The organism is Kushneria halocnemicola (assembly GCF_965650455.1).
Classification (GTDB): domain Bacteria; phylum Pseudomonadota; class Gammaproteobacteria; order Pseudomonadales; family Halomonadaceae; genus Kushneria.
The window spans coordinates 450,042-469,835 of record NZ_OZ287968.1 but is presented as its reverse complement, the minus strand read 5'-3'; the positions used below and the strand labels follow the sequence as shown (position 1 = coordinate 469,835).

At 58.2% G+C, this 19,794-nt stretch carries 23 protein-coding genes; 14 read left to right on the top strand and 9 right to left on the bottom strand.

The window, feature by feature from the left end; all coding sequences use genetic code 11:
- Positions 1–24: 24 nt before the first annotated feature.
- Both clpS and icd read right to left on the bottom strand, forming a co-directional pair.
- The gene (clpS, locus tag ACS92L_RS01995) at positions 25–357 is read right to left on the bottom strand and encodes an ATP-dependent Clp protease adapter ClpS (RefSeq protein ID WP_438766669.1); all 333 of its coding nucleotides are present in this window, start codon (positions 355–357) and stop codon (positions 25–27) included.
- A 304-nt stretch (positions 358–661) separates the two neighbouring features.
- Positions 662–1,924 (bottom strand): NADP-dependent isocitrate dehydrogenase, encoded by a 1,263-nt coding sequence (icd, locus tag ACS92L_RS01990; protein WP_438766668.1) that lies wholly within the window; start codon positions 1,922–1,924, stop codon positions 662–664.
- A 112-nt stretch (positions 1,925–2,036) separates the two neighbouring features.
- On the opposite strand from icd, the gene ACS92L_RS01985 reads away from it, so the two are divergent.
- The 10 genes from ACS92L_RS01985 (at position 2,037) to ACS92L_RS01940 (ending at position 10,641) form a co-directional block, all read left to right on the top strand.
- Entirely contained in the window at positions 2,037–2,645 is a 609-nt protein-coding gene (locus tag ACS92L_RS01985; protein WP_438766667.1) for a pseudouridine synthase, read from the top strand.
- A complete protein-coding gene (locus ACS92L_RS01980) occupies positions 2,642–3,112 on the top strand; it encodes an NUDIX domain-containing protein (protein WP_438766666.1) in 471 nt (156 codons plus the stop codon). Before ACS92L_RS01985 ends, ACS92L_RS01980 begins: the two co-directional genes overlap by 4 nt.
- Positions 3,113–3,226: 114 nt before the next feature.
- Entirely contained in the window at positions 3,227–4,369 is a 1,143-nt protein-coding gene (gene mnmA, locus ACS92L_RS01975) for a tRNA 2-thiouridine(34) synthase MnmA (RefSeq protein WP_438766665.1), read from the top strand.
- Positions 4,366–4,977 carry a high frequency lysogenization protein HflD gene (hflD, locus tag ACS92L_RS01970; protein WP_438766663.1) on the top strand — a complete coding sequence of 204 codons (612 nt, stop codon included), beginning with the start codon at positions 4,366–4,368 and terminating at the stop codon, positions 4,975–4,977. Before mnmA ends, hflD begins: the two co-directional genes overlap by 4 nt.
- Before the next feature lie 73 nt (positions 4,978–5,050).
- Positions 5,051–6,427 carry an adenylosuccinate lyase gene (gene purB / locus ACS92L_RS01965; RefSeq protein ID WP_438766662.1) on the top strand — a complete coding sequence of 459 codons (1,377 nt, stop codon included), beginning with the start codon at positions 5,051–5,053 and terminating at the stop codon, positions 6,425–6,427.
- Between the two features lie 26 nt (positions 6,428–6,453).
- Positions 6,454–7,650 carry a JmjC domain-containing protein gene (locus tag ACS92L_RS01960; protein ID WP_438766661.1) on the top strand — a complete coding sequence of 399 codons (1,197 nt, stop codon included), beginning with the start codon at positions 6,454–6,456 and terminating at the stop codon, positions 7,648–7,650.
- 2 nt (positions 7,651–7,652) lie between these two features.
- The gene (locus tag ACS92L_RS01955; RefSeq protein WP_438766660.1) at positions 7,653–8,081 is read left to right on the top strand and encodes a GNAT family N-acetyltransferase; all 429 of its coding nucleotides are present in this window, start codon (positions 7,653–7,655) and stop codon (positions 8,079–8,081) included.
- A 192-nt stretch (positions 8,082–8,273) separates the two neighbouring features.
- Entirely contained in the window at positions 8,274–8,741 is a 468-nt protein-coding gene (locus ACS92L_RS01950; protein WP_438766659.1) for a glycine zipper 2TM domain-containing protein, read from the top strand.
- Between the two features lie 150 nt (positions 8,742–8,891).
- A complete protein-coding gene (locus tag ACS92L_RS01945) occupies positions 8,892–9,869 on the top strand; it encodes a lipid A deacylase LpxR family protein (RefSeq protein WP_438766658.1) in 978 nt (325 codons plus the stop codon).
- 199 nt (positions 9,870–10,068) lie between these two features.
- Complete coding sequence (locus ACS92L_RS01940) at positions 10,069–10,641, top strand: OmpW/AlkL family protein (RefSeq protein WP_438766656.1); 573 nt, start codon at positions 10,069–10,071, stop codon at positions 10,639–10,641.
- Between the two features lie 102 nt (positions 10,642–10,743).
- Here ACS92L_RS01940 and ACS92L_RS01935 read toward each other — a convergent pair whose 3' ends face one another.
- Both ACS92L_RS01935 and ACS92L_RS01930 read right to left on the bottom strand, forming a co-directional pair.
- Entirely contained in the window at positions 10,744–11,277 is a 534-nt protein-coding gene (locus ACS92L_RS01935) for a gamma-glutamylcyclotransferase family protein (protein WP_438766655.1), read from the bottom strand.
- Positions 11,274–11,627, bottom strand: a complete 354-nt coding sequence (locus ACS92L_RS01930; RefSeq protein WP_438766654.1) for a YqcC family protein — start codon at positions 11,625–11,627, stop codon at positions 11,274–11,276. Before ACS92L_RS01930 ends, ACS92L_RS01935 begins: the two co-directional genes overlap by 4 nt.
- 284 nt (positions 11,628–11,911) lie before the next feature.
- Here ACS92L_RS01930 and ACS92L_RS01925 point away from each other — a divergent pair, with 284 nt between their 5' ends.
- The 4 genes from ACS92L_RS01925 to ACS92L_RS01910 all read left to right on the top strand — a co-directional run bounded on the left by ACS92L_RS01925 (position 11,912) and on the right by ACS92L_RS01910 (position 14,887).
- Positions 11,912–12,928 carry a DUF3549 family protein gene (locus tag ACS92L_RS01925; protein ID WP_438766653.1) on the top strand — a complete coding sequence of 339 codons (1,017 nt, stop codon included), beginning with the start codon at positions 11,912–11,914 and terminating at the stop codon, positions 12,926–12,928.
- Positions 12,921–13,358, top strand: a complete 438-nt coding sequence (locus ACS92L_RS01920) for an ATP-dependent zinc protease family protein (RefSeq protein WP_438766652.1) — start codon at positions 12,921–12,923, stop codon at positions 13,356–13,358. Before ACS92L_RS01925 ends, ACS92L_RS01920 begins: the two co-directional genes overlap by 8 nt.
- 21 nt (positions 13,359–13,379) lie before the next feature.
- Entirely contained in the window at positions 13,380–14,288 is a 909-nt protein-coding gene (rimK, locus tag ACS92L_RS01915) for a 30S ribosomal protein S6--L-glutamate ligase (protein ID WP_438766651.1), read from the top strand.
- 155 nt (positions 14,289–14,443) lie between these two features.
- Complete coding sequence (locus tag ACS92L_RS01910) at positions 14,444–14,887, top strand: hypothetical protein (protein ID WP_438766650.1); 444 nt, start codon at positions 14,444–14,446, stop codon at positions 14,885–14,887.
- Between the two features lie 12 nt (positions 14,888–14,899).
- On the opposite strand, the gene ACS92L_RS01905 is transcribed toward ACS92L_RS01910, so the two are convergent.
- The 5 genes from ACS92L_RS01905 to sufC form a co-directional block, all read right to left on the bottom strand.
- The gene (locus ACS92L_RS01905; RefSeq protein WP_438766649.1) at positions 14,900–15,691 is read right to left on the bottom strand and encodes a SanA/YdcF family protein; all 792 of its coding nucleotides are present in this window, start codon (positions 15,689–15,691) and stop codon (positions 14,900–14,902) included.
- A 137-nt stretch (positions 15,692–15,828) separates the two neighbouring features.
- Positions 15,829–16,392 (bottom strand): putative Fe-S cluster assembly protein SufT, encoded by a 564-nt coding sequence (sufT, locus tag ACS92L_RS01900; protein WP_438766648.1) that lies wholly within the window; start codon positions 16,390–16,392, stop codon positions 15,829–15,831.
- A 22-nt stretch (positions 16,393–16,414) separates the two neighbouring features.
- Positions 16,415–17,662: an aminotransferase class V-fold PLP-dependent enzyme gene (locus ACS92L_RS01895; protein WP_438766646.1), complete on the bottom strand. Its 1,248-nt coding sequence runs from the start codon at positions 17,660–17,662 to the stop codon at positions 16,415–16,417.
- Positions 17,659–18,984, bottom strand: coding sequence for a Fe-S cluster assembly protein SufD (sufD, locus tag ACS92L_RS01890; RefSeq protein ID WP_438766645.1), 1,326 nt, complete (start codon positions 18,982–18,984; stop codon positions 17,659–17,661). The genes ACS92L_RS01895 and sufD overlap by 4 nt, the downstream gene beginning before the upstream one ends.
- Entirely contained in the window at positions 18,981–19,733 is a 753-nt protein-coding gene (gene sufC / locus ACS92L_RS01885) for a Fe-S cluster assembly ATPase SufC (RefSeq protein ID WP_438766644.1), read from the bottom strand. The genes sufD and sufC overlap by 4 nt, the downstream gene beginning before the upstream one ends.
- Positions 19,734–19,794: the final 61 nt, after the last annotated feature.

Here is a 19,794-nt window from a genome sequence, read left to right as displayed (position 1 = left end):
CCCCTCTTGGCCGCTGCAGACAGCTCAGTCTGCCCGGTCGATATCGCACAGCAGTGGATGCTGGCATTCTCGAGCGTATTGATTGACCTGCTGGCTTCTGGTTTCCGCAATATCACGGGTATAGATGCCACAGGTCGCTTTACCCTGAGTATGAACGGCCAGCATGATCTGTACCGCCTTCTCGTGATCCATGGCGAAAAAGGTTTGAAGTACTTCGACGACAAACTCCATGGGCGTGTAGTCGTCATTGTGAAGCACCACCTTGTAAAGCGGCGGTTCTTCAAGCTTTGGGTCGCTCGACTGCTCGGCCACATCCCCCTGCTCCTGATGATCAGGGTCGGAATCGGGTGGTGTCATGCCTGAACGAGTGACCGTATTACGAAAACCGCAGTGAAGTGCCTCACTATCTATCTTGAACATATGTGCCCGGATCGATGAAAACAAGCGGAAAGATGATTGAATGCACTCATCGAGCTAACAGTTTGAGCGCTAACAAGCCTCAGTGTTCCCCTTAAAGATGGTGCTGCCCTGCCGACGATGCAAGCGTGCGGCAATAAAAACAGTATCTCATGCCCACCCGATGAAACGAGAGTCGATAGTCAGCGATCACGCGATACTTCCTTTATCGGCAAACAGCACCGGTAACGTGAATCAAAAAATATCAGGCCGGCATATTGCGTACCACGGCGTCAGCAAAAGCCGAGGTCCCCAGAAGCGTTGCCTGCTCCATGACCTGATGAAAATCTCCTGTCACCTCACCTAGTGCGATCGTTGCCTCCATGCCACTGACAATGCGTGCCGCAGCATCATCCCAGCCGAGATAGCGCAGCATCATTTCAGCCGAAAGAATCAGCGACCCCGGGTTGGCACTGTCGTGGCCGGCAAGTTTCGGTGCCGTCCCGTGGGTTGCCTCGAACATGGCCACAGCGTCGCCGCGATTGGCGCCGGGCGCAATGCCGATCCCGCCCACCTGAGCGGCCAGGGCATCGGAGAGAAAATCACCGTTGAGGTTGAGCGTGGCGATGACATCGAACTGCTCGGGGTGAATCAGCACCTCCTGAAGCATTGCATCGGCAATGACGTCCTTGATGACGATGGTGCTGCCATCGCGAGGGTTTTCCATGGAAAGCCAGGGGCCGCCGTCCAGCGGTGTGGCGCCGAATTCATCATGAGCCACTTCATAGCCCCACTGCTTGAACGCCCCTTCGGTGAATTTCATGATATTGCCCTTGTGCACCAGGGTCACCGACGACCGGCCGTTTTCAATGGCGTAGTGGATTGCCTTGCGCACCAGTCGCTTGCTGCCCTCTTCCGACACCGGCTTGATGCCGATGCCGCACTGCTCGGGAAAACGAATACTGTCGACGCGCATCTCATCGCGCAGAAACCGGATCAGTTTCTGGTTTTCCGCTGACCCTGCCTGCCATTCGATGCCGGCATAGATGTCTTCGGTGTTTTCCCTGAAAATCACCATGTCGATGTTTTGCGGCTGACGTACCGGACTGGGCACGCCCTTGAACCAGCGCACCGGACGCTCACACACATAAAGGTCCAGCGTCTGGCGAAGCGTCACGTTCAAAGAGCGGATGCCGCCGCCCACGGGTGTGGTTAGCGGCCCCTTGATGGACACCACATGATCCCTGACCGCCTCAAGCGTCTCCTGCGGCAGCCAGTTGTCTTCACCGTAGAGGCGCGTTGCCTTTTCACCGGCGTAAACCTCCATCCACTGAATTTCGCGGCGCCCGCCATAGGCATCCGCTACAGCCGCATCGACCACCTTGCGCATGGCAGGCGTAATGTCTGCCCCGATGCCGTCGCCTTCAATAAAGGGAATGATCGGACGGTCCGGCACCGAGAGGGTAAAATCGTCGTTGACCGAAATCGTCCGGCCACTGTCGGGAATGCTGATATTGCCGCCTGGCATGGAAAATACTCCGACTTGATGAAAGCACAGGATTCTGTCCTGAGATAATAGCCCCAATATAACATCGAGGGCCTGTCACTGCGTAGAGGTTGTCGACAATCAGACCGGACTTATGAGCACACTTTATCTTTTTCACAAACCTTTTCAGGTGCTGACCCAGTTCACGGATTCGCAGGGCCGTGCCACGCTTGCCGACTGGCTCGATATCCCTGACATCTATCCTGCCGGCCGACTGGATTACGACAGCGAGGGCCTGCTGCTGCTAACCGATGACGGCATGCTGGCGCATCGAATCACGCACCCTGATCACAAGCAGTCCAAGACCTATCTTGTACTGGTAGAAGGTCAGCCTGATGACAACGCCCTGAAGGCGCTTTCAATGGGCGTCACCCTCAAGGATGGCCCGACCCGGCCGGCCAGAGTCAGAAGAATTGATTCACCGGTCGTTTCCCGACGGGAGCCACCCGTGCGCCATCGCGCCAACATTGTTGACACATGGCTTGAAATATCGATTACCGAGGGGCGTAATCGACAGGTGCGCCGAATGACAGCACACGTGGGTCACCCCACCCTGAGACTGATTCGTACCAGCATCGGTCAGTGGACCCTGAATACCCTGTCTCCGGGCGAGTGGCGGCGCGAGACCATTCATATGCCGCGCCCCGCTCGGCCGGACAGCCCCCGCAAACCACGCGAAAAACTGCGCAGGAAACCACGATGAACCGCTTTTTGCCGCATGTAACGGTCGCCGCTGTCGTGGTCGACCGTGACCGGTTTCTTTTGATCGAAGAGCGTGACCGGCTGGGGCCGGCAACGTCGCCGACAGTGTTTAACCAGCCGGCCGGTCATCTGGAAGCCGATGAGTCCCTGATCGATGCCGTACATCGGGAGACCCTTGAAGAGAGTGGCTGGGACATTACTCTGGACGGCTATCTGGGCCTTTATATCAATACGGCCCCCAACGATGTGGTCTATCACAGCCATACCTTTCTGGCCCACCCGGTACGACGCGTCAGCCGGACACTGGATGAGGGTATTGTGCAGGCGGACTGGTACCATCCGGCGCAGATCGAGGCGCTCGAGCGCGCCGGCCGGCTCAGGAGCCCTCTGGTGGCAAAGCGCGTTCGTGATGCCCTTGAAGCCCCCGTTTACCCGCTAACGCTGATACGGGATCTGAATCATCCATAGGGCGCTGCGAGACGGCGTGGCGCCATGCGGTCACGATCCTGTCTTACCGCCTGTCAAGGCAGGGGCCGGCTGGCGTATAATGGCGGCCAAATGATTTCTGACGACGGGTACGCCATGACTTTCCCTGTCAACAATACAGCCGCCTCTTCCACGCCATCGAAGGTCATCGTCGGCATGTCCGGCGGTGTGGACTCTTCCGTGACGGCCCTTTTGCTGCTTGAGCAGGGCTATCACGTGGAGGGCCTTTTCATGAAGAACTGGGACGAGGACGACGGCACCGAATACTGCACGGCCAAGGCCGATCTGGCCGATGCCCGGGCCGTTTGCGACCGACTCGGCATCCGCCTGCATACGGCCAATTTTGCCGCCGAGTACTGGGACAATGTGTTCGAGCACTTTCTTGAAGAGTATCGTGCCGGTCGAACGCCCAACCCGGACATCCTTTGCAACCGCGAAATCAAGTTCAAGGTGTTTCTCGACTACGCGGAAATGCTGGGCGCTGAACTGATCGCCACCGGTCACTATGTGCGCCGTGAAGACCGTGACGGTCGAACGCTTTTGTGCAAGGGCATCGATGCCAACAAGGATCAAAGCTATTTTCTGCATGCCGTCAGCGAACAGGCCTTGAGCCGCACTTTGTTTCCCATTGGCGAGATGGAAAAGGCTGATGTGCGAGCTCTGGCCGAACAGCACGGTCTGGCCACGGCCCGCAAGAAGGATTCCACCGGTATCTGCTTTATCGGCGAGCGCCGCTTTGCCGATTTTCTGCGTCAGTATCTGCCGGCGCAGTCCGGTCGCATTCAGACGCCGGAAGGTCAGGACATCGGTGAACACATGGGACTGATGTATTACACCCTGGGTCAGCGTCAGGGGCTGGGCATCGGTGGCATCAACGGCTATCCCGAGGCCCCCTGGTATGTGGCGGACAAGGACCTTGAGCGCAACGTCCTGATCGCCGTACAGGGCAAGCATCACGACCTGCTCTATCGACAGTCGCTGACCACCGAGGCCATGCACTGGATCGGCGAGGCCCCGGCGGCACGTGAGTTTCGCGCCAGCGCCAAGATCCGCTATCGCCAGAGCGACCAGCCCTGCCGGGTCATTATCAATGAGGATCAAAGCGTCACGCTGATCTTTGATGAGCCGCAGCGCGCCGTGACCCCCGGACAGTCCGCGGTACTCTATAACGGCAACGTCTGTCTGGGCGGCGCGGTGATTGCCACGACGTTTCATCAGGCGCTGGAGAGTGCAGCATGAACAGTGAGGCGCGTCAGGCACTGGCGCTGGCCGGCGTTTTCCAGGCCGCGACCGTGGTTGATGAACTCGCCCGTACCGGTCATACCAACGAGCGGGCCTGGTCGACCCTGATCAAGGCGACACTGGATACCGATCCTGTTTCGTTCGAGGATGTCTACGGCGGCCAGGTCAACAATCTGCGCCCGGGAATCGAGGCGCTGGATGGTGTGCTGACGCGTCAACAGGTCTCCCCCAACGTCATGCGCTACGGTTTTTCGCTGATTCTGCTCATGCATCGCCTGCGCAAGAACACGGAGATGATGAACACGCTGGGGCAGCGCCTGAGCCGCGTTCAGGGTCAGGCCGAACACTTTGGCGAACTGCACGAAAACGTGATCGCAAGTCTTGGCGAAATCTATCAGGACACCCTGTCCACCTTTCGCTATCGCATCGTGGTACAGGGGGACCCCTCCCTGCTGCAAAGCCGGCAAATGCCCGAGCGCGTCAGGGCCATCCTGCTGGCCGGTGTGCGCTTTGCCCTGCTCTGGCATCAGCAGGGCGGCCGACGCTGGAAATTGGTCGCCGGGCGCAGCGGCATTCGACGCGCACTCAAGTCACTCGACGAATAATCGCTAGCCGGGCAGCTCTCCCCCGGGCTGCCCCTTTATGTCACAACCATTGGGTACAGACCCGGGAATCACGATGGAACTCTCTGCACTGACCGCTCTTTCCCCTGTCGACGGCCGCTACGGCAGCAAAACGATCGCGCTGCGCGAACACTTCAGCGAGTACGGTCTGATTCGCGCCCGCATCATTGTTGAAGTGCGCTGGCTGGAGCGTCTGGCCGAACACGAGCAGATCGAGGAAGTCCCGCCGCTGTCGAGTGCGACGCGACAGTTTCTGGATCAGCTGATCAGCGATTTTTCCGTTGAAGAGGCCGAGCGCGTCAAGACCATCGAGCGCACCACCAATCACGACGTCAAGGCCATCGAGTACTTTCTCAAGGAGAAGTTCGAAGGCCATGCCGAGCTGGAAGCCATCAGCGAGTTTGTGCACTTTGCCTGCACCAGTGAAGACATCAACAACCTGTCTCACGCACTGATGCTGCGTGCCGGACTCGACAACGTTTTGCTGCCTGCCATGCGCGAGATCGTCGAGGCCGTGACGGCCCTGTCCCAGGAACACGCCGAACAGCCCATGCTGTCGCGTACCCATGGCCAGACCGCCAGCCCCACAACGCTTGGCAAGGAGATGGCCAACGTGGTGCATCGCCTGCGCCGCCAGCTCAAACAGGTCGAGTCCATCGAAATGATGGGCAAGATCAACGGCGCGGTCGGCAACTACAACGCCCATCTGGCGGCCTATCCGGAAATTGACTGGGCAGAGAACGCGCGTGTGTTCATTGAGCGTCTGGGGCTGAGCTTCAATCCCTACACCACCCAGATCGAACCGCACGACTATATCGCCGAGTTCTTTGACAGCGTCTGTCGCTTCAACACGATCCTGATCGATTTTGATCGCGACGTCTGGGGCTATATTTCGCTGGGCTATTTCAAGCAGCGCACCGTAGAAGGCGAGATTGGCTCTTCCACCATGCCGCACAAGGTCAACCCGATCGACTTTGAAAACTCCGAGGGTAACCTGGGACTGGCCAATGCCATTCTTGGACATCTGGCCCAGAAGCTGCCGATTTCGCGCTGGCAGCGCGACCTGACCGACTCGACCGTGCTGCGCAATCTGGGCGTGGGGCTGGCGCATGGCCTGATTGCCTATCAGGCCACGCTCAAGGGCATCAGCAAGCTGGAAAGCAATCCGGCCCGACTGGACGCGGATCTTGATCAGAGCTGGGAAGTGCTGGCCGAACCGGTCCAGACCGTCATGCGCCGTTACGGCATCGAAAAGCCCTACGAAAAGCTCAAGGCGCTGACTCGCGGGCGTCAGATCGACCAGAAAGGCTTTGCCGAATTCATCGACACGCTCGAGCTGCCTGAAGATGTGAAAGCCCGCCTGAAGACCATGACGCCGGCCAGCTATACCGGCAATGCGGCCGAACAGGCACACGACATCACACGTACTTAAAGCGTGCCAAAAAGCAGGGACACCTCATGACAGATCATACGCACCTCCCGCTGGGCGGCATGTCGGCTGAAACATTTTTGCGCGACTACTGGCAGAAAAAGCCGCTGCTGATCCGGGGCGCCTTTCCCGACTTTCAGTCGCCGCTCGACCCTGATGAGCTGGCAGGCCTGGCCTGCGAAGACAACGTCGAGGCGCGCCTGGTCGAACAGCAAGGTCCGGACAAGCCGTGGCAGGTCTCTCACGGCCCCTTCGATGACGAGACCTTTGCCCGTCTCGGGCGCAGTGACTGGTCCCTGCTGGTTCAGGCCGTGGATCACTACGTGCCGGATGTGGCCGAGCTGCTGGAACATTTCACCTTTATTCCGCGCTGGCGCCTTGATGACATCATGGTCAGCTTCGCGCCACCGGGCGGCAATGTCGGCGCGCACGTCGACAACTATGACGTGTTTCTTTTGCAGGCCAGCGGTCAGCGCCGCTGGCAGCTGGGAGACGTCATGCCCGAGGATGCTCCCATTATCGATGGAATCGACCTTCGCATTCTCGCCGACTTTCAGGTTGCCAACGATCAGGACTGGGTGCTCGAACCCGGCGACATGCTCTATCTGCCCCCGCGCGTGGCCCATCACGGCATCAGCCAGAGTGACGACTGCATGACCTTTTCGGTCGGCTTTCGTGCCCCTTCGGTGGATGAAATGGTCACGTCCTGGGCCGACTATCTGGGTGAGCAGCTCGATGAGTCCTCGCGCTATCACGACCCGGACCTCAAGGCGTCTCAAGATGCGGCCCTGATCGATGACACCACGCTTGCCCGCGTACGCCAGCAAATGCTCACCGCCCTGGACAACCCCGAACAGATGGCGCAGTGGTTCGGACGCACCATGACCCAGGTGAAATATCCTGATCAGCTGATGCCGCCTGTAACACCGGCCAGCGAAGAGACGCTGCGCAGCGCGCTTTCAGAAGGCGATCTGCTGGAACCGGCACCAGGCTCGCGTCTGGCATGGCACCCGCAGGGCGAGCAGGCCACGCTATTTGTCGACGGCGACGGCTATTTCTGCAGCACGGCACTGGCACAGCGCCTCTCCGGTGCCCGAATCCTGGATCAGGAAGTTCTGGCACTGGAAGGCGCCGCCGCCCTGCTCGCCATGCTGATCAACCGCGGCAGCCTGCGCTGGGTAGAAGACGACGATATGGAAGACGATGATGAATTCGCGGACGACTGATCATGCATGACGACATCACGATCGAAACAGGTGACTGGGCCTCGTTGAACGGGGCCTGCCGCCACATTCGATATGTCGTGTTCGTTCAGGAGCAGGGGGTAGACGAAAGCGAGGAGCTGGATGCCCTTGACCCCGAGTGCACCCACTTTGTGATGCGCGATGGCGCCACCCCCTGTGGGACGGCCAGGCTGCTGCCCGATGGCCATATCGGTCGCGTTGCCATTCTCTCTTCTTGTCGAGGACGCGGGCTTGGCGCTCGGCTGATGCGTCACATTATCGCTTACGCCCGAACGCAGGGGTTTGCTCATTGCATGCTCAGCGCACAGACGCATGCCACGGGATTTTATGAGCAGCTGGGATTTGTGGCGCACGGCGAGGTTTACATGGACGCGGGCATTGCCCATCGTGACATGACCCTGAGCCCTGCCTGAGCATCATTACCTCATCGCTGGCAGTTGATATGCCTGCAGGCTACAGTGTTGCAGCATATCTTCTGACAGTCGGTCTGGCAGCCGCCCTGATCCTATTGATAAAGTGGCTGAAACCTGTCCCTGTTTCGATTGTCAAACAGCGTTCCAGAACAAACAGCCCGTCGGTGAATCATGCCGGCGCAGGAGTGACCCATGAAGCGTTATCTCGTCGTTGCAGCCCTTGGTGCCCTGACCCTTGGTGGGTGCGCCAATAGTGATATCTATTCCGGTAACACCTATACCGGCAATCAGGCCAAGACTGCCCGCAATGTCACCTATGGCACGGTAACGGGCGTACGCCCGGTGACCATTCAGGCTGGTAACGAAAACGACTCCGGTCTGGGCGGCATCGGTGGCGCCGTACTGGGCGGTCTGCTGGGTAACCAGTTCGGCGGCGGCTCCGGACGTGTTCTGACCACGGCCGTGGGCGGTATCGGCGGCGCCGTTGCCGGCAGCAGAGTCGAGGACCGCGTCAATCAGGTCAGCGCCTATGAAATCCAGGTGCGCACCGACAGCGGTCAGGACATGGTGGTCGTGCAAAAGGCCGACACCCCCTACCAGCCCGGCCAGCGCGTCAGGCTGATCGGCTCCGGCAACAGCATGAGTATTGCCCCCGAATAAGGCGCTCACGCCCGCCCTGCCATCGTTGCCCTGAAAACCGCCCTCGTGGCGGTTTTTTTGTTGCGTTAAAGACTGTAAGCATTATCCCTGATCATCGTCTAAAGTAAGCCCGTTAACGAAAATAGCGTCATTAAAACGGGAACCCTATTCATGATCTGTCGAGCGATACTTCTGGGCAGCGGCCTGCTCCTTTCTGCCTCTGCCATGGCAGATGGTGTTTTGACCCTCAAGCTTTCCAACGATTTTTTTACGACCCGAAGCGATGATGGTCACTATACCAATGGTTTTGAAGGCAGCTGGAGCTTTGAGCCGGAAAGCGACCACTGGACACGCTCGGTGGCCGACTGGATTCCGGGATGGGCCCACGATGAAGTTGATGTGGCCTCCTATCGCTTCGGCCAGCAGATGTATACCCCGGAAGATACCGATCGCCGCGACCTGATCACCGATGACCGACCCTATGCAGGCTATCTCTATGGCGGCCTGTCGCTGTATCGCCATCACCTCACGCCACAGTGGCGCGTTAATGATGCCTTCTCGCTGGACATCGGTCTGATTGGCCCGGGATCAGGGGCGAAGACAGTGCAAAAAAACTTTCATCATCTGGTCGACAGTGACGACCCGAAGGGCTGGCACAACCAGCTGCATAACGAGCCCACCGTCACACTTGCCATGCAGCGCAGCTGGTGGCATCGCAACACGCTGGGCAGTCTCGCGCTGGAATATGGTCCCAACGCGGGTTTCGCGGTGGGCAATCTTTATGACTATGCTTCGGCAGGACTCGGCATTCGTCTGGGTCGACGGCTTGACGATCAATACGCCACCCCGGGCTCTGCGCCCTACTCGTCCTCGAACATGATGTTTTCTCGCGACCGCCGCTTTAACTGGTACGTCTTTGGCAATGCCCAGGGTCGCTTTGTAGCACGCAACATGCTGCTCGACGGCAACACCTTTCGAAACAGCCACAGTGTCGACAAGCGACAATGGGTCGGTGACCTGGAACTGGGTGGCGCAATATCATGGGATCGCTACAATTTAAGTCTGACGACTCTGAAGCGCAGCCGCGAGTTCGAACGCCAGGATGAAGGGGACTACTTTGGCGTCGTGACGTTGTCCAGCTGGCTGTAGATCTGCTGCGTGAAAGGTAACGTCCGACGATCCATCGCTTCATAGCGGTTGATTATTAAAACGATAAGAAACACTGTAAAAAAATAACGTGACAAACAAAACAGTGTTCTCTATAGTTGATACCAAGCATTAGGAAACAGCGTTTTCCAACTATAACCCCATCGATATGAACGTTTTCATTTCGAGCAAGGAGAAGATCATGACTCTGAACAAACTCTTCGCAGCTTCTGTTCTGGTAGGCACCAGCGTTTTCGCCGCTCAGTCTGCCATGGCTTATGGTCAGGGCGATGTCTTTGTCCGTGGCGGTGTTGTCAAGTCCGAAACGACCGGTACCGGCAACTACAAGGACGACACCAACTGGTTCGGCGCTGTTGGCGTCATGCCGACCGACAACCTGGGTATCGAAGTCAACACCACCCAGAAGTCCACTTTCGACGGCAGCGGCACCAGCGGCAAGTTTGAATCGCGTCCGGTCAGCCTGATGGCTCAGTATTACCCGCTGGGCGGCACTGATTCCAAGGTTCAGCCCTACGTTGGCGGCGGTGCAACCTACACGACCTTCACCAACTCCAGTGCTGAAGACGGCACCAAGAGCCTCAAGAGCCGTCAGTGGGCACCCTCTGCACAGCTCGGTGTTGATCTGCAGATCACTGATAACTGGGGCGTTAGCAGCTTCGCCCAGTACACCGACATCAGCGCTGAGTACAACGAAGGCGGCAAGCAGAAGCTCGACCCGCTGGCAGTTGGCGCCGGCGTCTCCTTCCGCTTCTAAGTGGATGACATAAAAGGTTCTGTGTGAATCTGATACAGAACATGAAAGGCCACCTTCGGGTGGCCTTTTTCGTATCAGTCATTCTGGAGGCTGCAGAAAAGATCAACGAGGCGTATTGCGGGCAATGCCAAGCGCCAGCAACGCGTCATCGCTCAATGTTTCCACACATTGCTGCTGACGCAAACGCTCGAAATAGGTCTGGCTGAGAAAGCGCTCTCCTGCCAGCAGATGTGTCAGGTACTCTCTTGCCGGGACGCGATCTGATGCGGTTTTGTCGGGCAGGGCCACGTAAACCCACGCTGCCAGAAGTCCATGCGCCGTATCGACCATTTCGACCTGACGGCAATATTCGCTCGGGTGTCCTTCAAAGGGGTCCATCTGTCTGATCTGAGTCGGATGATTCAACTCATACAGCACACCTTCTACATGCGCTCCCGCTTCTTTTCTGACATTGGCATGCGCCACGCCATCGATTCGCGAAGCCTTGTCAAAGTAAAGCCGCCAGTCCTTGAGCGTTGCCGACAGCGTGCATCGGGTATCTCCGACGCGGGCCTGCATTCTGGCAACGTTCATGTTGCTGCCGTAGGCAAAATAGTAATGCACCTCCACATCGCTATCGACGGCACAGCCGCTCATTGCGCCTCCTGTGCTCTCAGCTCTCCATTGACCAGCACGTTGTCCACATCGTACAGCGCTTCAAGAATGGGCAGGCGAACGCTGGTTTTGCTTTCCTGAAGATAGATTTCGGCGGCCGGGGCGATATTGGCACTGCCCGGCAGTGCCTGCTCACTCTCCATCAGGCTTCGCAACTTGGGGATCAGGACAAAGCGCAGCCACTGGCCCAGTGACATGGTATCGGCGTAAAAGGGTTGCTCGCTGTCAAAGTCGGAAGGTGTCGGCTGAGGCTGATTCTGCCAGAGATCGCCGGCGCGCATGGCAGCTTCAAGGCGTGTCAGTGCAACATCCAGTGATTCGTATTGCGTCATGGTGGGTTCCGATCATGAAGGGTTGATAGGAATCATTATGGGGGCCCTGAGCGGCGAATAAAATGATGAAGGCCTGATGCAGGGCCGATCCTGGCGAGCACGCCCTTTTACACAGATCGCCTGCATGAACGTGTGGATAAGATCGGGATAGTTTTTTCTGGCGGCGTTAATTCGCCGGCTTCAGAAAATTGTTTATTTTTTGCACGATCCTGAACTGGCGCGCCGCGCATCAACACGATACATTGCGCGGCCGCGCCGACATGAACCCTTCTGGAACTGCCCTGATGTTAACGCCGACACTGGTCGATCTTTTTGAGAACGCCGACATCACACCCCGAATCTATCATCTCGGGCGTCGGGTCACGCCCTGCACCATTGAGCACTTCAGGGCCTTTGAAGCACAGCAGTTGGCATGGTCACAGCCGTGGCAATCACAGGCACAGGTCGCACTGGTCTTTACGCCCGCTCCGGAGTGCGACCTCATCATCTGGTGTCTGGCCCTGCCGCTGGATGAGCAGTCCATGCTGGTACCGGCCCCGCGCGATCACTTCCTTGAACAGCTGATGAGCACCTTCCAGCGTGCGCCCGACGGCACCGTGGCGCTCGACAGTGCTGCAGAAACCCTCAAGGATGTGGCGATTGCTCTTCAACCCGGTGATCTCACCAAATCGATGCTGCATGCACGCATCTCTTCGGACCTTGAGCTGCCTGCCAGCCGGTATCACGATGACGCTCGAGCCTATTATCTAAGCGACAGCCCGCAGATGTGGCAGCATCTGGGACTGCAGGGCATTGCCGATCTGGTGACCCGCAAATCAGACGCCGACGAAACAGCCTTGTCGAACCGAATAGACGCCCTCCCCGACCAGGCCCTTGCCGCCCTGTGTGATGGCCTTGCCCATGCGCCCATACAGCACAGCGCACTGCTCGATGCCCTGATCGCTCAATACGAGGCAAGAACCGATCACTCGATCAGACAGGCAATATCAGGCGCCATACTGGCAAGCCCGCTTGATGGCGCAGGCGCCTGGCTGGAGCGCCTTCTCGATGATTCTGAAGATGCCACGGTATTTGCCATTATTGCCGCTCGCGGCTGGCATCATCTTGAACATGAACGCCGCTGCATCGACTATCTTGACAATATCTCGCAGCTTGAAGCGCACGATTTCAGGGTGCTGGTTCGAGACCTGACGCGAATCCCGCGCCTTCGTCTACCCATGATCATGGCAATGAAACAGGCAAGCCCCGGCTCAACCCTGTGCCAGCAGATCGACGCGATACAGAGAGAACAGCATGGATGAGCTACCCTATACGCCAAGAGCCATCGTGGGTCGTCGGGAAATGGTGGCCCTGCCCGAACTCGATCTACGTCTGGCCTGCAAGATCGATACCGGCGCCAGGACCTCTGCCCTGCATGCCGACAATATTCATGCTTTCGAGCAGCATGGCCAGTGGTGGGTCAGCTTCGGGACCTGGAGCGGTGAAGGCACCCGGGAAACAAGCCGTTTCACCCTGCCACTCAGCGACCGTCGCAAGGTCAGAAGTTCCAATGGCCATGCCAGCTGGCGATACGTTATTCGCACAACCATGCAACTGGGGGAACTGACCCAGGAACTGGATCTGACCCTGGTTGATCGCGCTGCCATGAAACATCCCATGCTGCTGGGACGTCGTGCCATGAGAAGGGTGCTGGTTGCCCCGGGCACCGCCTTCCTGCATGGCACACCCTGAGCCCTGCTCAAAGGACTTCTCATGCATATCGCCCTGTTGTCCCGCAATCGCAACCTTTACTCCACAAGGCGACTGATCGAGGCCGCCGAGCAACGTGGACACACGGTGCGTGTGATCGACACGCTGCGCTGCTACATGAACATCGCCTCGCACCACCCAACGATTCACTACCGTGGCGAGCAGCTCGAGCCCTTTGATGCCGTCATTCCACGCATCGGTGCCTCGGTCACCTTTTACGGCACCGCCGTGCTGCGCCAGTTCGAGATGATGGGTACCTATGTGCTCAATGACTCGGTCGGCATCACCCGCTCACGGGACAAGCTGCGTTCGCTGCAGCTTTTGTCGCGCAAGGGGCTGGGGCTGCCGATTACCGGGTTTGCCCATTCACCCGACGATATTCCTGACCTGATCAAGATGGTCAAGGGCGCGCCGCTGGTCATCAAGCTGCTGGAAGGCACTCAGGGCATCGGTGTCGTGCTGGCAGAGACCCAGCAGGCGGCAGAGAGCGTGATCCAGGCCTTCATGGGGCTCAATGCCAATATCATGGTGCAGGAGTACATCAAGGAAGCGCGCGGTGCCGACCTGCGCTGCTTTGTGGTCGGTGACAAGGTGGTCGCTGCCATGAAGCGTCAGGCCGCTGAAGGCGAGTTTCGCTCCAACCTGCACCGCGGAGGCAGCGCCAGCAGCATTCGCATCACGCCCGAAGAGCGCTCTACCGCCATTCGCGCGGCCAAGGCCATGGGGCTGCAGGTGGCAGGCGTTGATCTTCTGCGCTCCAATCACGGGCCGGTGATCATGGAAGTAAACTCATCCCCCGGGCTTCAGGGCATTGAGACCAGCACCGGAAAGGACGTGGCAGGCATGATTATCGAACACATTGCCCGCAACGCAGCACCGGTAAAAAAGGCACCGCCACGCCCCAGGGGCTGACAGGGCTTGAAGGCATTGCCTGTCCTGCACACGCGCAACATCATCAGCAGGTATTTTCCTGGATAAATCCCTGCTGATGGATGTTAGAAATTTCCTCAGCGCGTTAGAATTTCAATGCCTTCCCCATTTTCTGGCATCAGTGGAGATAGTCCCTCATGTTTCTCGATAATCGCCAGGCGGCGATGGATAGCCTGCTCGAGGCTCTGGCCGATAGCCTTGACTACTATCAGGACAATGTTGCCCGCCTGCGTAATGACATGCGTGAGGCGTTGACTCCCTGCTTTGAAGAGCGCCGTCAGGACATGCGTCTGCTGCAGCAGCAGGCCCGGCGCCATCTTGATCTTCTTCCTCGTGATGCCGACGTCGAGCGCGATGATTACCTCTGGCTGTGGAGCCGGCTCAAGAGTTTTGTAGTCAACAATGAGCACGTGTTGATCAACGAACTGCTCGAGCAGGAGCGCATCATCATGCAGGCGCTTTCCACCATGATGACCCATGCCCTGCCCGAAGAGATCGAGCCTGTCATGGAACGGCTGTGGAAGAACTGCCGCGCCACCATTCGCGTGTTGCATCAGTATCAGCACCAGAAAAAGCGCTGATTACCCCATCGATCAAAGGACGCGCCAGCCCTGTGTCGGGCTCTCGCTACGTCGCGGTTCGAGCGTATCACGCAGATCCTCGAGAGCATGCTCCACGGGCAGCGGCATGGGCACACGCCGATAGACGGGAATAATGCTGCCGGGGTCGCCCGAGTCGGTTGGCAGCACAATACCCGGTCCCAGAAAGTAGGGGCGGCGATCAAACAGGTAGAGATCCATAACGATCTGTACGCGAGCGAGCACCTCTCTTGCCCACATCCAGCGGTCGTCGAACATCGAACGCTCACGCGTGGCGCACCCTCTGGCGTCAAGGCCGAGATATCGAGCAATGAACACCGCCCTGGGCAGGTGCCAGCGCTGGGAAACCAGCGTGACGCTTGAGACCCCAAAGACATCCCGGCTGCGCGCCAGCGTATCGAAGGTGCTGAAGCCGGCGTAGTCCAGCGTCATCGCCGCATCCGGTATCTGCTGTCGACGAAGGTCGCGCCACATACGGATGGGTTCGTTGTAGTAGCGCGTATGGTTGTCACCTGATACCAGCAGGTGATCCACCTGCCCCGATTTCCAGAGACTGGCGGCCAGATCCAGCCTGGCCCGATACCAGGGGTTCTCACCGCCACCGCGCAATCCATAGGATGTCCCAAAGACCAGCCCCACCGGCTCATGGACACACTGCCCGCTTTCAAGCGTGATGCTGGCATGGGTCTTTCGCCATACCCAATAGTTGGCGCTCACCGTTACGACAACGACCAGCACCAACGCCATGGCACCCACGATTGCCATGCCCTTGAGCAATCCTGCCATGTATCTATTCATTTGCCAGGGGATCACCAAAACAGACCGTCTGCCAGCTTAAGCGAGTGCCCCCTACCGGGCAATACCCATAAAAAAACGCCTCGCAGATCCTGTCTGCGAGGCGTTTTTTCATCAGGTGACAACACCTAGAACATATTGAGCGCAAGCCTTGCCTCGTCACTCATCATCTCGCGCGACCATGGCGGATCAAAGACCAGCTCAACGTTGACGCGATTGATCTGCTCCGCCCCCATGATCTTGTGCTTGGCATCTTCAGCGATGACTTCACCCATGCCACAGCCGGGTGCTGTCAGCGTCATCCTGATCTGCGCCATCTTCTGGCCATCAATCAACGTCGTGATCTTACAGCCATAGACCAGCCCCAGCTCGACGATATCAACCGGTATCTCCGGGTCAAAGCAGGTGCGAAGCTGCGCCCAGGCAAAGGCTTCCAGCTCCTGATCGGTGGCGCCATCATCAAGATGCGGCCTTTCCATGGGCTCCATGCCAAAGGCATCCAGATTGAAGCCTTCAATCAGAAACATGTTGCCCTTGTGAAGCACCGACACCGAGGTTCCGAGTGCCTGCATGACCTGAACCGTCTCATCCTCGTCCAGCCAGACCGGCTTGCCGAAGGGAATCGAAATGGCCTCAACGCTGCGTTGCAGCGGTAGCTGTTGCCCTTTTTGCAAAGACGCGATCGCGCTCATCAAACTCCCTCACTGGTCATGCTCAATCTCGCACCATGGTGACGACCCGCTGCAGAGAATCGACGAAATAATCGATTTCTTCCAGCGTGTTGTAAGCGGCAAACGATGCCCGACAGGTCGCATCAAGGCCATAATGATGCATCAAGGGCTGCGCGCAGTGGTGTCCGGTGCGTATGGCCACGCCGAACTGATCGACCAGCAGACCAATATCCTGCGAATGCGCCCCTTCTACCACAAAGGAGATTACGGCCGCCTTGTGCGGCGCTTCACCGATAATGCGCATGCCATCGATTTCCTTCATGCGCTCGGTGGCGTGCTTCAAAAGACGCTGTTCCCAGTCTTCCAGCAGATCGAAGTGGAGATTGGTCACCCAGCGAATGGCACGTTCCAGCGCAATGACCTCGGCGATTGCGGGCGTGCCCGCCTCGAACCGATGCGGCGGCTCGGCAAAACGGGTACCGTCCTCGAGGCTGACGGTCTTGATCATCTCGCCGCCACCCTGCCAGGGCGGCATGCGCTCAAGCAGCGAAAGACGGCCATAAAGTACGCCGACGCCGGTCGGCCCGTAAAGCTTGTGCCCCGAAAAAGCGTAGAAATCGGCATCCAGCGCCTGAACGTCAACACGCGTATGGGCCACCGCCTGGGCGCCGTCGACCAGAATCCGGGCATTGTGGTCGTGGGCGACACGCGCCATCTCGGCGACCGGGTTGACCGTTCCCAGCGCATTGGACACGTGCGACACACAGACCAGACGGGTTTTGTCAGTAAAGAGCTCGCGATAGGCCGCCATATCCAGCTCACCGCGCTCGTTCACCGGAATGATCCGGATGGTCAGGCCCTTTTCCTGCGCCAGCATCTGCCAGGGCACGATATTGGAGTGGTGCTCCAGTCGTGAGATCAGGATCTCGTCGCCTTCAACAAGCTGGCTTCGACCCCAGCTCTGGGCGACCAGATTGATGGCCTCGGTGGTCCCGCGCGTAAAGATGATCTCGCGAACATCTTCAGCATTGACGAACTCACGCACGGTGTCGCGGCTGTGCTCATAGGCCTGCGTGGCTTCATCGGCAAGGCGATGCAGCCCGCGATGGATATTGGCGTTGTAACGCTCAAAATAATCCACCCAGGTATCCAGCACGGCTTTTGGCGTCTGGGTTGTGGCGGCATTGTCAAAATAGACCAGCGCCTTGTCCCCGTGCACCTTGCGGCCCAGCACGGGAAATTCCGCGCGCAGGGCCTGAACATCCAGCGTGAGTTCGTCGGTCATGCTCATAGCGAAGTATCTTCTACCAGGCTTTCGAGATTAAAGCGGTCAGGCAGCTTGCCCGCTACCGCGCGCTCGACACGATCGGTCAGCACGCTGTGGCGAATGCGCTCCATGACCTCGTTGGCAAAGGCCAGCGTCAGCAGCCCGCGTGCCATCTGCTCATCGATGCCGCGAGCACGCAGGGCGAAGATGGCGTTCTCATCCAGCTGACCGGTGGTCGTGCCATGAGAGCACTGCACATCGTCGGCGTAGATCTCAAGCTCCGGCTTGGTGTCGATCTCGGCACGATCGGAAAGCAACAGGTTGGCATTGTTCTGATAGCCCAGCACCTGCTGCGCATCGCGCTTGATGTACACCCGGCCATTGAAGACCCCGCGGGCACGGCCATCGAGAATACCCTTGTAGTTCTCGTTGGAATACGTGCGCGGTGCGTTGTGGTTGACCTTGGTGTGATTGTCGATGTGCTGACGATCCTGACCGAAGAAGAGCCCCAGCAGATCCACCGTGGCGTTTTCGTCGTTGAGGTCGCTGATCAGATCATTGCGTACGACCGCGCCACCCAGATTCAGGTTATGCGAGGTGAAGTTCGTGTCGCGCTTTTGATCCACCTGGAGGCTGGCCACGTGATACTCACTCTGGCTCGCTTCCTGCAGCTTGTAGTGCGACAGCCGGGATGCCGGCAACATGTCGATCTCGGTAACCACATTGGTGAGGTTGGCCGCGCCCTGCTCACCCGCGTAATGCTCGATCAGGGTGGCTTCACTTTCGCTGCCACAGCGCACGAGAATGCGCGGATGGCTCATAACAGGCGCGGCGTTGTTGCGCGAAATGAACAGCAGATAGATCGGTGTTTCGACGGCCTGACCCTTGCCAATGGTCACGACAGCCCCTTCTCCGGTCAACGCCGTGTTCAGCGCCGTAAAGGCCGAGAAATCGATATCGGTGATGCGACCGAACTGTTCACTGACCGCGTGCTGATCATTTTCCAGCGCCTGAGACAGCGATGTAACGGCCACGCCTTCAGGCAGTTTATCGAGATCGGAGAGCTCAGCATTGAACATGCCATCGACAAATACCAGCCGGCAGGCATCGATATCGAGCTTGAGCGCGTCAAAGCGCGCCTGATCGAGTTCGGCACTATCAGCCTGCCCAAACTCGATGCTGGAAAGTCGCGACATGTCGGTATATTTCCACGCCTCTTCACGGCGCGTGGGAAAGCCGACCGTTTCAAAATGCGCGGCGCCTGCGCGGCGCTTTTCGGTGAGCCACTCGGCCTCACCGGCAGGCGCTGCATGCAGACGCGTCATGAGTGTTTCAGGCAGGCTCATGCAGCAGGCTCCTCGACAACCCATTCATAACCGCGTGCTTCAAGTTCTTCAGCCAGGTGACGATCACCTGACTTGGCAATACGTCCGTCAATCAGTACATGGACCTGATCAGGGGTGATGTGATCGAGAAGACGCTGATAGTGCGTCACCATCAAAATGGCGCGGTTTTCGTCACGCAGCGAATTGACCCCTTCGGCCACGACTTTCATGGCATCGATATCAAGACCGGAGTCGATCTCGTCAAGCAGGGCCAGCTTCGGCTGAAGCACCAGCATCTGCAGGATTTCGTTGCGCTTTTTCTCGCCGCCCGAAAACCCTTCGTTAACGGCACGATGCAGAAAGCTCGAATCCATCTTCATGAAGTCGATCTTTCCCTTGATCAGCTTCATGAATTCAGGCGCCGGCATCTCGTCCAGCCCCTGGGCGGCGCGCTGGGCATTGAGCGCCGACTTGAGCAGATAGATGTTTTTGACCCCCGGAATCTCGACCGGATACTGAAAGCCCATCAGAAGGCCTGCCTGCGCACGCTCTTCGACTTCCATCTCCATGAGGTCCTTGCCATCAAAGGTGATGGTGCCCTGAGTGACCTCGTAGCCATCGCGACCGGCCAGCACGGCTGACAGTGTCGACTTGCCCGCGCCGTTCGGGCCCATGATGGCGTGTACTTCACCGGGATTGATGGTCAACGTGATTCCCTTGAGGATTTCGTTGCCTTCTACCGTCGCGTGAAGATCCTTGATCTCGAGCATGTTGTAACCCTGATTCTGTAATGATGCGCCGCTCAGGCGGCTACACGAAAATTGCCGGTAC